Origin of the sequence: Virgibacillus sp. SK37 (assembly GCF_000725285.1) — a bacterium.
Classification (GTDB): domain Bacteria; phylum Bacillota; class Bacilli; order Bacillales; family Amphibacillaceae; genus Virgibacillus_Q.
In genome coordinates this window covers 3633671-3648043 of record NZ_CP007161.1, presented here as the reverse complement: position 1 = coordinate 3648043, position 14373 = coordinate 3633671, and the positions used below count along the sequence as shown (strand labels likewise).

16 protein-coding genes are annotated in these 14373 nt (G+C 35.8%); all 16 read left to right on the top strand.

The features are described from left to right. Positions 1–35: 35 nt before the first annotated feature. The 16 genes from X953_RS17945 (at position 36) to X953_RS17875 (ending at position 14289) form a co-directional block, all read left to right on the top strand. A complete protein-coding gene (locus X953_RS17945; protein ID WP_040956762.1) occupies positions 36–1502 on the top strand; it encodes a phage portal protein in 1467 nt (488 codons plus the stop codon). Next, positions 1499–2368 (top strand): phage minor head protein, encoded by an 870-nt coding sequence (locus X953_RS17940; protein WP_052350199.1) that lies wholly within the window; start codon positions 1499–1501, stop codon positions 2366–2368. The genes X953_RS17945 and X953_RS17940 overlap by 4 nt, the downstream gene beginning before the upstream one ends. 128 nt (positions 2369–2496) lie before the next feature. Continuing rightward, positions 2497–3600 carry an XkdF-like putative serine protease domain-containing protein gene (locus X953_RS19255; protein WP_052350198.1) on the top strand — a complete coding sequence of 368 codons (1104 nt, stop codon included), beginning with the start codon at positions 2497–2499 and terminating at the stop codon, positions 3598–3600. 135 nt (positions 3601–3735) lie between these two features. Then, positions 3736–4587, top strand: a complete 852-nt coding sequence (locus X953_RS17930; protein WP_156958517.1) for a hypothetical protein — start codon at positions 3736–3738, stop codon at positions 4585–4587. Positions 4588–4589: 2 nt separating this feature from the next. Next, positions 4590–4883: a hypothetical protein gene (locus X953_RS17925; protein ID WP_040956760.1), complete on the top strand. Its 294-nt coding sequence runs from the start codon at positions 4590–4592 to the stop codon at positions 4881–4883. Next, on the top strand, positions 4876–5283 hold the full coding sequence (locus tag X953_RS17920) for a hypothetical protein (protein WP_040956759.1): 408 nt from the start codon (positions 4876–4878) through the stop codon (positions 5281–5283). Before X953_RS17925 ends, X953_RS17920 begins: the two co-directional genes overlap by 8 nt. Further along, a complete protein-coding gene (locus X953_RS17915; protein WP_040956758.1) occupies positions 5280–5720 on the top strand; it encodes an HK97 gp10 family phage protein in 441 nt (146 codons plus the stop codon). Before X953_RS17920 ends, X953_RS17915 begins: the two co-directional genes overlap by 4 nt. 16 nt (positions 5721–5736) lie before the next feature. Next, complete coding sequence (locus tag X953_RS17910) at positions 5737–6195, top strand: hypothetical protein (RefSeq protein ID WP_040956757.1); 459 nt, start codon at positions 5737–5739, stop codon at positions 6193–6195. A gap of 15 nt (positions 6196–6210) precedes the next feature. Then, positions 6211–7176, top strand: a complete 966-nt coding sequence (locus X953_RS17905) for a phage tail tube protein (protein ID WP_040956756.1) — start codon at positions 6211–6213, stop codon at positions 7174–7176. After that, entirely contained in the window at positions 7176–7607 is a 432-nt protein-coding gene (locus X953_RS17900; RefSeq protein ID WP_040956755.1) for a hypothetical protein, read from the top strand. Before X953_RS17905 ends, X953_RS17900 begins: the two co-directional genes overlap by 1 nt. A 73-nt stretch (positions 7608–7680) precedes the next feature. After that, positions 7681–7833, top strand: a complete 153-nt coding sequence (locus X953_RS19920; protein WP_156958516.1) for a hypothetical protein — start codon at positions 7681–7683, stop codon at positions 7831–7833. Next, positions 7833–9782: a phage tail tape measure protein gene (locus tag X953_RS17895; RefSeq protein WP_040956754.1), complete on the top strand. Its 1950-nt coding sequence runs from the start codon at positions 7833–7835 to the stop codon at positions 9780–9782. Before X953_RS19920 ends, X953_RS17895 begins: the two co-directional genes overlap by 1 nt. Before the next feature lies 1 nt (position 9783). Beyond that, positions 9784–11493, top strand: a complete 1710-nt coding sequence (locus tag X953_RS17890; protein WP_040956753.1) for a hypothetical protein — start codon at positions 9784–9786, stop codon at positions 11491–11493. Then, entirely contained in the window at positions 11494–11979 is a 486-nt protein-coding gene (locus X953_RS17885) for a hypothetical protein (protein ID WP_040956752.1), read from the top strand. Between the two features lie 17 nt (positions 11980–11996). Continuing rightward, complete coding sequence (locus X953_RS17880; RefSeq protein ID WP_040956751.1) at positions 11997–13784, top strand: hypothetical protein; 1788 nt, start codon at positions 11997–11999, stop codon at positions 13782–13784. Positions 13785–13842: 58 nt separating this feature from the next. Continuing rightward, positions 13843–14289, top strand: a complete 447-nt coding sequence (locus tag X953_RS17875; RefSeq protein ID WP_040956750.1) for a hypothetical protein — start codon at positions 13843–13845, stop codon at positions 14287–14289. Positions 14290–14373 lie beyond the last annotated feature (84 nt).

Genomic DNA, 14373 nt, shown 5'->3' with positions numbered 1-14373 from the left:
AGAGGGTCTTTTTCTTATGAAAGGAGGTAGTTTTAGTGAAGCAATTTATATATACAAGTAAGAAGAAGTTAATAGAAAAAGATATATTGGAACGACATGCTATTAAGAATAATACGGAGGATATGGACTTTTCCTTTACAGATAAACAAGTGGTAGAGCCTCCATATAATCTTCCCGCTTTAGTTGTCATTTTAGAACAGAATACATATCACAAGAGAGCCGTATATCAGAAGGCTGTTGATATTGCAGGTTTAGGGTGGCAGTTGAAATCTATAGAAGAAGAGGAAGGTATTGAAGAAGTTGAGAATATGCTTAAATCTCTGAATGAAGATTTAGTTGAAGTTCATAAAAGAGGATTAATTGATTACTTTTCTATTGGTTTTGACTTCTATGAGATTGGTAGAGAAGACAATAATCCAAATGCTGCTATTGATTTTATAGAGCATGTTCCTGCACATACTATTCGATTCTTGAAAGGTCGTAAAGTTGCACTACAACAAAAAGGAATGAAAAAGAAATATTTCAAAAGATATAAGTATCCATATGACGTGCATAAAGAAACTGGGGAGATTAAAAAACTTGGTAGTTTGCCTCCAGAATTAAGAGCAAGGGAATTCTACTCTGACGTAGATTATGCACCGGGTCATTCTTATTATGGACAACCTAGTATCATTCCTGCACTTGGAGCCGTAAAGGGTGATATTTCAAGAAGGGAATATAATATTGATTGGTTTGGCAACTTTGGTGTTCCTGCTTGTTTGGTAACTGTATCAGGGGGATTCGATCAAGGTCCTGTTGGTGAAGATGGTTATACAGATTTAGAACGAGCAATTGAAGACCGCTTTGACGAATTAACAGAAAACCCACATTCTACAATGGTGCTTTCCATTCCGTCTGTGAAGGGTTCACCCAATCCTGTTGAGGTTAAAATAGAAAAATTATCAACAGAAGTAAAAGAAGCCTCTTTCCGTTTATACAGAGAGGACAATATGAAAGAAGTATTATCTTCACACGGTGTTCCCGCTTCACGCCTTGCAATTACTGAAAGTGGTGCATTAGGTGGTAATGTTTCAGAACAAGAAACTGAAATATATAAAAGAAGTGTTATTGAGCCTATGCAGAATAAACTAGAACGCTTTATGAACAGCATTATAGAGCATAATACAGGTTCTTTAGCATTTGAATTTAAGTTTAATGATATGGACTTAGAAGACGAACAAAAAGATTTAGATATGGCTATTAAGTTATTTGATAAGGCTGCTATTACTCCTAATCAATTAATTCAATACTTTGGTTGGAAGTATAACCTCTTGGAGAGTTCTCACCCTGCTATGGATTACCACTACCTGAATGGTCAAGCAATTGACGGAGACCTACCAGAGGCTGAAGAAACGGCTATTAACGAACAGATAAACGAAGAGGTAGAGAATGCCTTAAAAAGTTTGAAGAGTACCGTAGAGGAGCAAATACAAGTTTCTAAAAAGAAGTGGTGGTCTAAATGAAAGAATTAGAAAAACTACTTCTTGATATCCAACAAGTAGAAGGAATAATACAAGCAATTAAATCTGTTAATCGAAATACTAGAGCCGCTGAAATACGATTGCATAAGAATTTGAAGAAGGTATTTGTCCCTGCATTTGAAAAGATAATAAGAGAATTATTGAAATTAGATAATGTTCCTAGCAATGATATTACTCGTAGAATTATATTGGAATCTCTTTTTCTAGTTCAAGATAAGTTTAATAAAGAAATAGAAAAGGAAGTATTACAAGCCGCTCAACGGGGTGCTAATAGAACAATCTCTAATATGCAGAAGGCTGGTGTAGGAGTTGCATTTACACCTATTAAGGATAATGTGAGGCAGATTCTTCTCAATCAAACTTTCGAGGCAAGTGAAAGAACTCTTCAGAGAATGACTGGAAATGTTATGCAAAACCTTGTAGAAAGTTATGATAAGGGATTAGGTATTGACGAGGCCGCTGATAGATTACGAAGTAAATTTAAAAGTATGGAAGAGCATGAACTAGTAAGGATTGCACGAACTGAGATTAACAGCGCACAAAATCAAGGTGCATATTTAGTTAATCAGGAAATAGGTGCTGAATATCATATGTGGATTACTGCAGAAGACCACCGTGTTCGTGACGGCTCTACTTCTGATGCAGATCATGTTTCTTTACATGGTCAAATAGTCAGAGTTGGTGATGCATTCTCTAATGGATTAACCCATCCCGGTGATAGAACAGGACCAATTGAAGAATGGATTAATTGCCGTTGCGTATTAGTTCCATTTGTTATGCCTTTAGGCAAAATGCCTCCAATAGGTCAAACATACTTTTATGAAAGTGACTTGGTAGATGTAGCATAATCAATCAAAAATAACGCTTATACACCCTCTACAATCGTTTTTTACGGTTATAGGGGGTATTTGTATTACTTGCCTTGTAAAGTGCATTACAGGGCGAGTATAAGGCTTTTAGAAAGGAGTTGAAGTGTATGCCTGAATTAAGTAGTCCAATTATTGGTTTAAATAAGGATTTACAAATCATGACTGGTGCTGTACTTATACCAGACGAGCCAGATACTGACGGTGATGTAGTCACTAAGAGTCAGATTGAAGCCCTTATGTATGAGTATATGGAAAAATACCAAAATAGCGATTTACAGCACTCATTGAACAATGTTGCAAAAGTTGTAGAGAGTTATTTATTGCCTTTCCCAATGACTGTAAAAGTTTATGGAAAGGAAGTTGAGTTACCTATTGGCACATGGATTATGTCTGTTAAAGTTTCTGACCCTGATATATGGCAAGCCGTACTAGACGGGAAGTTGACAGGGTTCTCCATTATGGGAGTAAGACGTTCCACTCTTGAAGACTTTTCATTTAAGTCAGCAACCAATGAGCAGTTGAATGATTTAGTAAATAAGAGTGAAAGAACTACTCTAGCAGAACTAGGAGATTTCGTTATCACCCATGTGTCAATTGTAGATAAGCCTGCTGTTCCAAAAGCAGAATTCTTTGCCTTTAAATCTAAGGAATTAGAAGAAAAGGGATTGTTTAAGAGGTTCGTAGAGTTTATGAAAGACGAACGAGCCAAGAAATCGAAAGGAGAGGATGTCGAAATGACTAAAGAAGAATTGAAAGATTTTATTTTATCCGTAGTGAAAGGTGCTGAGACCGAAGAGGTGGAGGAAGATACCACAACTGAAGAAGTAGAAGAAACTACTACTCAAGAGGGGGATACAACTGAAGAAGATACTTCCGCTTCTGAAGAAACAAATAAAGAAGATAAGGAAGATAACGAAACTTCAACAGAAGAAGAGACTAACACTGAAGAGACTGATAAGAAGTCTGAAAAGGAATTAACAGACGAATATATCAAGAATTTAATTAAAACTACAATCATGGAATTAAGCGCAGATGGTGTTAATAGTGGTGTAGGCGGCACTTCTAAGAAATCCGCAAAAAGTAGAAATAAGAGTAGCGAAGCATTTGACTTCGACGCAGAGGCAGGAAAGCCTGAGCAAGGATTCGATTTTTATGAATTCTTAGGCCGTGATAAGAACGGCGTTAAAAAAGAAGAAAAGGGGGAATTTTAAATGAAAAGATATTTAGACGATGTTCTAGCATCAGCAAAGAGTGCTAATTCATTCGATATTTCAGATTTAGGAAAGGTTTATTTAAAACCACAACACTTTGCACAATTAGTTAAAAAATTACAAGAGAATACCACTTTGTTGAACTTTGCTAAGTTTACGAAGATGGATAGTCATACTCTAGAAATCTCCAATGTGGGATATAAAGGTAGAACCTTAAGAAGTGGGTATGATACACAAGGTAACTTCCGTGATGTTACAGACGCAGATGAAACTAAACCATTTGTTGTAACAGAGGAATTAGTTGCTAAGAAACTTCGTGCTTTACTAGTGCTTAAAGACGATGTTGAAATTCTCAACCAATATGGAAAGGCATTAGTAGACACCTTTATTGACATGTTAGCAGACGAAATCTCTTATGACATTGAAGTTTATCTTGTACACGGTGATAAAGATATTGTTCCTACCACAGAGCAAGACTTCTTACACCTAGAAGACGGTTGGATTAAGAAAGCAGGAGTGAAAATCTACAATGATTCATTTGATTCTACTAATCCACTTGCACCTTTACTAGCATTACAACGTGCTATTTCACGTAAAGGTTTAAGAAACCGTAAGAACTTGGCTTATGCTATTGACTTTGACCATGAGTTAGATATTCGTGATTTCTACCGTGAACGTCCTACTGAAATGGGAGATCGTTTCTACATTAAGAATGATGAATTATTCCTTGACGGTATTAAAATCGTAACTGTTGATTCACTTAGTGACCCAGACGGTTTAGCACATAATGGTCGTGTTGTAATGTTGCAAAACAAAAATATCATGACATGGGGCCTGTTCCAAGAAGTAACTATGGAGCATGATCGTAATGCTCGTCAAGAGAGTGATGAAATCATTGGTCGTGTATGGCCTGCTGCTGGTTACGTAGATTCTGAAATGGCTGCTGTTGCATTCTTAGATAAAACAAATCCTGACGCAGGTGTTTAAAAATGAATACCTTTCAGGTGATTAATAAATCTAAGAGAACTGTTTATAGGGGAGGATATTACTTCCTTCCTTTACAAACAGTTACATTATCACTAAATGAAAAACAGAGATTTTTTCTAAATGCATCTAGTCATTTAATTGTAAAAAAAGCAGAAGCAGAGCAAGAAGTACATACACAATCTCAGGACGAAGAGAACAACCTTATATGCGAATATTGTGGTAAAGAGTATAAGACTACTAGAGGCTTGGAAAACCACCTCAAGAAAGAACATAGTGAGGTGATTAAAAATGCCTAATTATTATTCAACAGTAACTGAAGTAAAATTGTTTACAGGTATTTCTAAGGAAAGTTTCGATATAGAAACAAAGGAAGAATTTGAACAATTACTTGAAAAATGGTTAATACAAGCAAAAGCATATATTGATAGATATACAGAAATTAACTTCACAGAAGAATATACAACAATCCCTCCAGAAATTGAAGATATAGCGACACGTATCGTAGCAAACAAAATCAAACAAATGCAAGACAGATACAAGAACCCCAATGCTAGTCTAGAAGATAACTCCTCCAATTTTATTTCCGATTCCGTTTTTAGTTCAGCAGTTAAAAAAGATTTAGATATGTTTAAAAAAGAACCTACAACTACTATTTCTATAAGAGTAATAGGCAGTAGAAAAGATGGTAAAAAATGAGCCTAGTATTAGAAGTTTTAGGAGTTGATGAACAACAATTTATTGGAATTGTTAGAAATTGCAGGGAGGCTATTCATAAATCCGTTAATTATACAGCACAGAATACTTTAGCAAGGGTGAAGATAAATGCACCAAAGGATCATGGACGATTGGCAGGTAGTTTTCAATTACATAAAGACGACGACCTTACATACCGTGTATTCACTAAAGTTAAATATGCCTTAATGGTCAACAACGGAACAGGGGAGTTTGGACCAAATAAACGGCCAATCACTCCGAAGAATGGGGAGTATCTGGTATTTAATATTGGTAGTAGAACCATTTTTACAAAAGAGGTTAAAGGACAAAAACCTAATCCTTATATTGACACCTCTATTGACGAAACAAAAACAAGACTACAAGAGTTTATAGAAAAGTCTATCCAAGAGGTTGCTTAAAAGGAGGTTGATATTCATGAGTAAAACTATTGGTGAAGCATATAACGAAATTATAAATAAAGTTATTGAAATACTTAATGCCGAACGTGTAGAAGGTGGAAAATTGGAAGGAGTTAAAAGAATTATTCGTGGAGACCGCACGAAAGGAGTGATTAAGCCTCCTGTTATATGGGTGTATCAAGACCAAATAACTTCAGAAGAAATAACTTCACGAAAAGAAAGAAAGACACTTCCTCTAATACTGGTTGCTGTTTATCAATCGAATGACCCTGAAAAAGGGCATATCAACTCAACCGACCTTGTAGATAAGGCATTGAATATTGTTTTAAAAGACCGCCAATTAGGTGGTTTTTCTTATATTTACGACATTAAATCTGGACCATTTGAGCCGTCCTCTCCATTATTTGCAGATGAAAGTGGAGTGTATGGAGCAGGTGCAACGGTCAATATTCTCTTTGACATTATAAGAGATTAGAAAGGGGGAAAAAGAATGAGTAAAATTTTAAGATATTTTGGTGCTGCTTTTGAAGACGAATTTAATAGTTCAACTTTAAAAGAGCCACAAAATCATGTAGATATAGCAAGTTCAAGTTTAGATATACCACAAGAAAGAGTTTCCTATGTACCTAGTGGTATTGGTAGAGGAACAAAAAAGTATGTAAAAACACCTATTTCTGGTAGTGGTAATGTAGTCCATCCCGTAGATATTCATTCTGTTGGTTTCTGGTTAAAGGCTACTCTAATGGAGTATGCATACACAGAATTAACAACAGGAAGTGGAGAGTTAAATAAGCATGAGTTTATTGGCACTGACGACGCTATGCCTATTTCTTTTGTTTCTTATGTAGGTAAGGATATTAAAGAAGAATATTATACAGGTTGTGTGGTTGAAAGCCTAGAATTTTCATTCAGTGATAATGTTGTACAGATTACTGCAAATGTTGTTTATGCAGACGGTAGTAAGAGAGCATTAAAGGCTAAAGAAGACTTAAATCTAGAAGATTTATTCCCTATTGCTATGCATGAAGTAACTGCAAAAATTAATGGAATTGATAAATCTAGAAAGATACAAGAACTAACTATTACTATTTCCAATAACCCTTCTATTGAGGCAGGACAAACTATTGGAAGCCGTACTACTCGCAGAATTGTATTAGGTGAACGAACTGTTAATATTTCAGCAACTTACTACTATGAGGATGATGAAGAAACCGAACTATTTGAAAACGAGCAAACCTTCTCACTTGAGGTAGATTTTGTTTCAGGTGAAGGAACTTTACATTTTGAATTTCCAAATTGTATTTACGAAGGTCTTACTACTCCAGTAAGTGGAAGAGACTCTATCACTCAAAGTGCTACTATTCGAGCATTAGAGGGATCAGTTAACTACAACGGAACTCAAGTTCAAAGTGACATATATGCAGTATTGAATAACGCGAAAGGGGAGATTTTATAATGAAGAATTTTGGAGATTTAGTTCAAGCAGGTAAAAACTACATTGAAGATATAGAAATTGATTTTAACAAAGAAAAGTACTCTATTCCTGTCCGTCCTTTATCAAAAGACGAGAATGCTAGAATACAAAAATTACAGTCTAAAGGACAAAAAACTAGAGGGGTTTTAAATCAAGAGAACCCTGAAAAATCTAGTATGGAAATTGAGATTGATAATGCCGCTTCTGCTCAATATAATGCAGAGGCTGAAATATTAGCAGTTTCTTTATGCATTGCAGACGGTGAAAAGCATACTATTGAAGAAGTTAAAAATCTTCCTTCTGGAGTTGTTTCACAAATAGCGAAGGCTATCTACCGTATTAGTGGAATTGCAGTAAAGAAAGAAGATAAGGAGGCATTAAAAGAGGAATTAAATTCCTTTCGTAACGACTGATGAAGCCAAGTCGATTATTCGTTTTCATCAAGCAGGATATCCACTAGCCGCTCGACAGGGTGATTTAACCCCGTTGCAGTGGCTATTTTTAATTGCTGGATTTAATAAAGAGAATGAGGAAATGAAACAGGATACAAGTAAAAATACAGAACAGTCAAACAAAGTAAATGTAGAACAACAAAAACAACGAATAATTGAAATGGTTAAAGAAAGGAGGGGTTATTGATGTCTAATGTTGTTGAGATTCTTATTCGTGCTAAAGACCAAGCATCACAAGTATTTCAGAATTTAGCAAACACTGGTGTAGCAAGTATGGGGAGCATAGAGAGTTCTATAGACAATGCTACTTCCACTATGGAGAACATGTCTTCTACCGTTGACAATATGGAAACTTCTCTGCAAAGTGCAGGTGAAACCGCTGAGAATACAGGGGAGTCTATAAATAGTTCTCTTGAACAGGCTGAGGAAAATGCTGACAGTGCAAATCGTTCGTTTAAAGATATGTTTAAAAACTGGGAAAGTGGAGCAAAGAAGGCTGGTCTTGCAATATCTGCTACAGGTGTTGCTGTTGACGTTTTAGCACAGAAACAAGCGACACTGACAGAAGACACTCATAGATTGGCTAATGTAACGGATATGACTAGTAAAGAAATGCGGCAACTAGCGGTAGAAACAGCCAATGTAACCTTTCCGATAGAAGATGCCACTGCATTATTTGAGACTGCCACACAGCAAGGTATTCGCTCAGGTAAGGCTATGAAGGAATATGCCACATACTGGGATACCTTAGGGGATGCCGTTCGTGGCTCTGGTCCTGAATTAGCAAAGGCAGGAGTTAGTCTCCAAGCCATAGGTATAGAAGCAGGTAATGAAAAAGAAGCATTAGGTGCATTTGGCTTTGTATTTCAAGAGACCACAAGTTCAGTTGAGGAATTTCTTTCTTTTATTGATAAAACTGGTCCTGAATTAAGGAGTATGGGTGCTGACATAAATGATTCTGCTGCTATCTTAGGTGTACTAGAAAAAGAATTTGGTATGACTGGAAGAACTGCAAGACAAGAGTTTAGGGCAGCAGTCAATGAGTCTGACGGTACTATGCAAGGCTTGTTAGATACTTTAGGGGTTTCTACGGATTCCTTTAATCAGTACAAACAACAAGTCAAAGAATCAAGTGGTGTTATACAAGAGAATGCTGACATACACGCCGAGAGTTATACTCCATTACAAAAACTAAAGCATCAATTTGATGAACTTACCTATACGTATGGAGACCAAATCCAAACATTAGGAAACCTATCAACAGTTATGATGGCAACTGGTCCACTTATTCAGGCAGTAGCCTACCACCAACAAATAGCAACAGCCGCTACTAAGGCTTGGACAGTAGCCCAAAAGGCAGGAACAATTGCAGCAAGAGCATTTGCAGTTGCTCAAACTATGGCTCTCGGACCAATCGGTCTCATTGTAGCAGCCATTGCAGCCGTTATTGCAATAGGATATCTTCTTATAAAACATTGGGATACGGTCAAAAAAGTAGGCATTGCAGTTTGGGAGGGAATAGTACAAGCAGCCGAGTTTTGCTGGGAAATGCTGAAAAAAGGGGCTATAAACGCATTTAAGATTCTCACTTTCCAATGGAGAATGCTATACCAAGCCTTAAAAATTGGCTTTGAATGGATTAAGGAGGTTGGACCTAAACTTTGGGAAGGAATTAAGAATGGTGCAAAAACAGCATTCGATTTTATCAAAGGTGTCTGGACTAAATTAGGAGATTTCTTGTCTAGTATTTTTGAAGGTGCTATCAAAATTATAAAAGCACCATTTAACTTCTTTATAGACGGCTTTAATAAAATAATTAATGGACTTAATGGATTAAATATTAAAGTTCCTGATTGGGTTCCTTTAATTGGAGGAGAACGCTTTGGATTTAATATACCAAATATTCCACGACTTCATACTGGTGGTGTATTTAATGCACCTACAAGTGGTGGTGAAGGTCTTGCATTATTGAAAGACGGTGAAATGGTATTAGACCCTATGCAATCAAGAAAAGAGGCACAAAATCAGGGTAAATCCCGTCCTCAAATCATTAAACTTATTATTGATAGTAGAGAGTTAGCCGAAATCGTAGCAAACACTATGCAGGACGAAATAGAGTTAAGGGGGTTTGAGTAAAATGATTGAAGTATATATCAGAGGAGAACTAGTCGACATAAAGGCTGGTTCTTTTAATTTACAAAAAAATCTCAATGGCTTTGATACTCTCACCTTTACGATTATGACATTTGAGGATAATAGATGGTTTCAAGAAGGGGAAGAAGTTAAAGCCTTTTATAAAGGGAAAAAGATATTTGGTGGATTTATCCATAAGCCTAAAGAAAGCAATGCTTTATATAATTACATGTTACATAATATACAGGTTAAAGGGTACGAATATCTTCTTGATAAAATAACTGTTGGAAGAGCATATCAGAATAAATACTCCAAAGAAGTTTTAGAGGCTTTATATAACGAATATTTCAAACTAGAAGGAATTAGAAATGTATTAGCCGATAAAGGTGCATATCTTACTGACGTTAAATTTGGATATATAAGTGGATTAAAAGCAGTTGAACGATTGGCTGAAAAATCAAACTACATATTAAGGATTACTCCTGATAAGGATATTATATTTAAAGACAAAGATAACTTTCCTGCTCCTTTTAACCTCAATTGGGAGAACACCCTAAGAGGAACTGTAAGAGTAAGTAAAGGTAATCCTAAATACAGAAACCAACAACATATAGTTGGAGGGCATGCTTTAACGAATGGACTTGTTGAAGAATTTAAAGGTGATGGAAGTAATAAAAACTTTACACTAGCCTATCCTGTTGGTTCTCAAGCACAAGTATATATTTCCAGAAATGGCGCTCCTTTTGAAAGTGTCATTATGGGTCTTAAAAAATTAGGAACAGACAAAGAAGGAATGGAGTTTTTCTTCGAGATTGGTGACAATGTTGTTACTCAGAACAGTAACAGTGAAGCATTGACAGAAGCCGATATTATACAAGTAAGATATTATGGCATGTATCCTGTTGTATTGGTTAATAAGTCTAGAAGTGAAATCAGAAGAAGGAAAGAATTAGATAAGGGAACTGGTATTGTTGGTGCAGTTGTAGAGACTAATCTAAGAGGTCTTGACAGGATTGAAGAGGAGAATGCACGGATACTTAACCACTATGCAACCCAGAATAGTTTCGAAGTTGAGTATGAAACAGATATAGACGGATTAGAACCGGGTATGCTACAACAAGTGAATTTACCAGAGCATGATCTTGTCAATACGGAAGGATTGATTACCTCTGTAAGAGCAAGGGATAAAGACAATAGAATAGTATATTCAGTGAAAGTTATAAACGGACCCGCTCATGAAGATTGGGTCTCTTTCTTTGGAAAAAGTGAGAACAAAGATAGGGAACTAATTGAAGGATTGGAACTAATCCAGCCTGTGCATGAGTTTGATAAGTGGTGGAAGGAAACTGAATTCCCTAATCTATTTAATACCTATATATATCCTAGCAGAAATACATTCCCAAGTTCTTCTCTATATCCCGTTCTATTAGGTGCAAGTAGTTTGAAATATATTGCTTATTATATCAATGGAAATGAAGCAGGAAGAGTGCCTATTTTAACAAGTGACCAAGACAGGGATACTTTAGCAATCTATTCCCGTGCAATTATGGGTTCAGATATTGACGGAAAAATCACTCACTTAGCATGGATTGGTGGAAGTTTAGCAACAAGTGAAGTAGGAACAGGTATCTATTTAGATATTCAAGAGTTTAACTTTGAAAAAAGTAAACTTGAAACATTGCAGATTGAAAAGACCGATTGGAGGTGGCTATAAATGGCATATTCGAGAACAAGATGGAATGAAAGAACGGCCATTACTGCAGACCGTTTAAACAACTTAGAAGAAGGGGTTGAAGAGGCTATCCATAAAGCAGCAAAGGTTGATTTACGAACAAGTGACCCTGACCCTACCCTTTCTTCAAATCAAGGTTATTTATATATCCGTACTGATTTAAAAGGTGGAGGTTCAAGTGGTGGCTCAGGTGGAACTGGTGAAACAGGCTCGTTCTCTGCTAAGTTTAATAATATTGATAGACCTAATCTAACTGTATCATTCTTTTATGAGTATAGTGGAGATTTAAGTAAGGTTGAGATTTATAGGGACAATTCCCTTATAGACACTCAAACTTCAGGATTTAATTCTGGATACACTGATACAGTTTCAACAGCAAAAACATACACATATAGATTCGTAGGACTCAACTCAAATGGAAATCAAATAGGAGAATCTACTGTTGACTCCGTTAAATTCAACATTTAAAGAAAGGAGGGGGATATATGGAAAAGAAAGAAGTTGTATATAACTATGAGATTATTAAAGAAGAAAATAAGCAGATTGTTAAACTATCCCCTGAACCTCTTTATATAGAGGGGAGGGACGGAATAGTTGCTATACAGGAGTATTACAAAGAAGAGATTGCTCTAATTGAGAGTGGTGCAGATACTACTGGAAATGAACGAGTTAAAGAGTATCTTGATATTGTAAGTAAATTCACTGAACCAACCTTTAAAGGGAATGTAGAAATTGATAATCCAGATATAGAAGTTCATGCCACACCAAGAACTGAAGCAATCAAACGGAAAGAAAAAGAAATTGGAGTTAAATATCCAAGCAATCTTGTGTGGGTAGACGGTGCTAACACCTCTGGTGTAGTAGTTCTAGATAATACTAGATATAAAAGGATTTATCACTTACAGGGTGATAGTAACGACCCTAATATGACTATTAATTACATTGAAGAATATAAGGAAGGAATGGAAAGACCTTACTTTGTCAAAAACTACGAAGAGAATAAAACATATGTATATGTAAATCACTTCAGTGGTATAGGAACGGAGGCAGAACCTTATTATGTTAGAAATCAAGCAGACTTATGGAATGTAAGGGAAGACACTTATGCTTATTATATTCAAGTTAATGATATAGATATGTCCTACACGCATGAAATGGCTCCATATACAGATGGGACATTTGCAGGGTGGACACCTATTAATGGTTTTTACGGAACATATGACGGACAAGGATTTACTATTAGCAATTTATATATAAATAGACCTTCTAAATTTAATATAGGTTTGTTCGGTTCAACTGACAGGGGAGCAATAATTAAAAATTTAATCTTAACTAACTTTGATATAACATGTAAAAATAATGGTGGAGCATTAATTGGGACGGTTCGCTTTGATAGTTCAAAAATCAATAATGTTCATGCTGTCAATGTAAAAATAACGGGACAAAGAAACTTTATAGGTGGGCTCATTGGTGAGGCTAGAACCTCAAGTATAATAAGTTACATACAAAATTGTTCAGTCAGTGGATCGCTTACCAATACAGATGATTATGCTGGTATAGGTGGCGTAGTTGGAAGAACAAATAATATAACTATACTAAACTCATATTCTAATATGGATATAGTAGCAGAAGGTAGTATTATAGGTGGAATAGTGGGTGAAACCCTATCTAATACTCATGTAGAAAATTGTTACAGTCTAAGTAGAATACCTAATAATGATAATGCTGGTGGATTGTTAGGATATGTAACAACCAGTGGTCCCGTTGAAGTAATAAATTCATATTGGGATACAGAAGTTTCTGGAATTGCTACTTCTAATGGAGGTGGTAAAGGTAAAACCACTGCTGAAATGAAAGATATTAATACCTATGTAGGTTGGGATTTCACTAATATATGGACTATGAATACAGCAGATGGATATCCTGCACTAATCCTATATAACCCTAATCCACTTGATCCTCCAGATAATGGTGGTGATACAGGTGGTGGCGACACTGGTGGAGGAGGAACAGACCCAAATGAACCTACTGAAACACCTGCTGACTTCTTCCTTCACTTAATTGGTGGTAGTAAAATATTAAAAGCAAGTGTAGTTTATTTAGAAAATGCAGGAGAACTTTCATACCCTTATTTTAGAGTGGTCACTGATAGTAATATCGGTGTATTTAAATTAAGAAAAATGGACGAGGTAGACAACCCAGACAACTATCCATTTAGGTGTATTACACATTACCAGATATTTTTAATTGAAACCAATGAGGCTACAAATTAAGTAGTCTCTTTTTTTATTTCTACAAAGGAGGTGAGGAAAAGAAAGGGGTTGTTGTTATATGAATTTTATAGAAAGATTCTTCACGGGATTAGTTTCCTTGATTGCTGGATTTTTTGGTATAGCCGTTAATCAGGGGATTGTTGATAAATTAGGGGCTATGTTCCTGCTAATGGCGTTATTCTCATTCAGTGTATTGTTGGTGGAATATACAATCAATGTAATGGATAAGAAGCACACCTTACTAGACTACACTTTACCTTTAGCGAAAATGTTCTTCTCACTTGGAATATTTATAATCCTCTCAGTGAGTTCAATTATAGGAATAGGTGTAGACGGAGTAATGCATGACGTATTATATTTCACTACTTGGAGTTATACAGGATTAATGGTTACTTCAAATATCATTCAATTGTTACGCTTTGGAAATAGAATTGGATTACCCGGCATGAATAAATTAATTGAAGTTGTAGAGGGCATTTCCTCTATATTTACAAAGAAAAAATAAACCATATGAATACCTGTTGAGTTACTTAACTCGCATTACAGAGCCTGTTTTAGGCTCTTTTTTATTTGAAAAATAACTTTTGAA

Excerpts from the sequence above, each read along its gene's own strand:
- X953_RS17900 (WP_040956755.1), top strand. The coding sequence starts at position 7,176 with ATGAAGAATTTTGGAGATTTAGTTCAAGCAGGTAAAAACTACATTGAA.
- X953_RS17920 (WP_040956759.1), top strand. The coding sequence starts at position 4,876 with ATGCCTAATTATTATTCAACAGTAACTGAAGTAAAATTGTTTACAGGT.
- X953_RS17925 (WP_040956760.1), top strand. The coding sequence starts at position 4,590 with ATGAATACCTTTCAGGTGATTAATAAATCTAAGAGAACTGTTTATAGG.
- X953_RS17910 (WP_040956757.1), top strand. The coding sequence starts at position 5,737 with ATGAGTAAAACTATTGGTGAAGCATATAACGAAATTATAAATAAAGTT.
- X953_RS17895 (WP_040956754.1), top strand. The coding sequence starts at position 7,833 with ATGTCTAATGTTGTTGAGATTCTTATTCGTGCTAAAGACCAAGCATCA.
- X953_RS19255 (WP_052350198.1), top strand. The coding sequence starts at position 2,497 with ATGCCTGAATTAAGTAGTCCAATTATTGGTTTAAATAAGGATTTACAA.
- X953_RS17940 (WP_052350199.1), top strand. The coding sequence starts at position 1,499 with ATGAAAGAATTAGAAAAACTACTTCTTGATATCCAACAAGTAGAAGGA.
- X953_RS17890 (WP_040956753.1), top strand. The coding sequence starts at position 9,784 with ATGATTGAAGTATATATCAGAGGAGAACTAGTCGACATAAAGGCTGGT.
- X953_RS17880 (WP_040956751.1), top strand. The coding sequence starts at position 11,997 with ATGGAAAAGAAAGAAGTTGTATATAACTATGAGATTATTAAAGAAGAA.
- X953_RS17905 (WP_040956756.1), top strand. The coding sequence starts at position 6,211 with ATGAGTAAAATTTTAAGATATTTTGGTGCTGCTTTTGAAGACGAATTT.
- X953_RS17875 (WP_040956750.1), top strand. The coding sequence starts at position 13,843 with ATGAATTTTATAGAAAGATTCTTCACGGGATTAGTTTCCTTGATTGCT.
- X953_RS17885 (WP_040956752.1), top strand. The coding sequence starts at position 11,494 with ATGGCATATTCGAGAACAAGATGGAATGAAAGAACGGCCATTACTGCA.
- X953_RS17915 (WP_040956758.1), top strand. The coding sequence starts at position 5,280 with ATGAGCCTAGTATTAGAAGTTTTAGGAGTTGATGAACAACAATTTATT.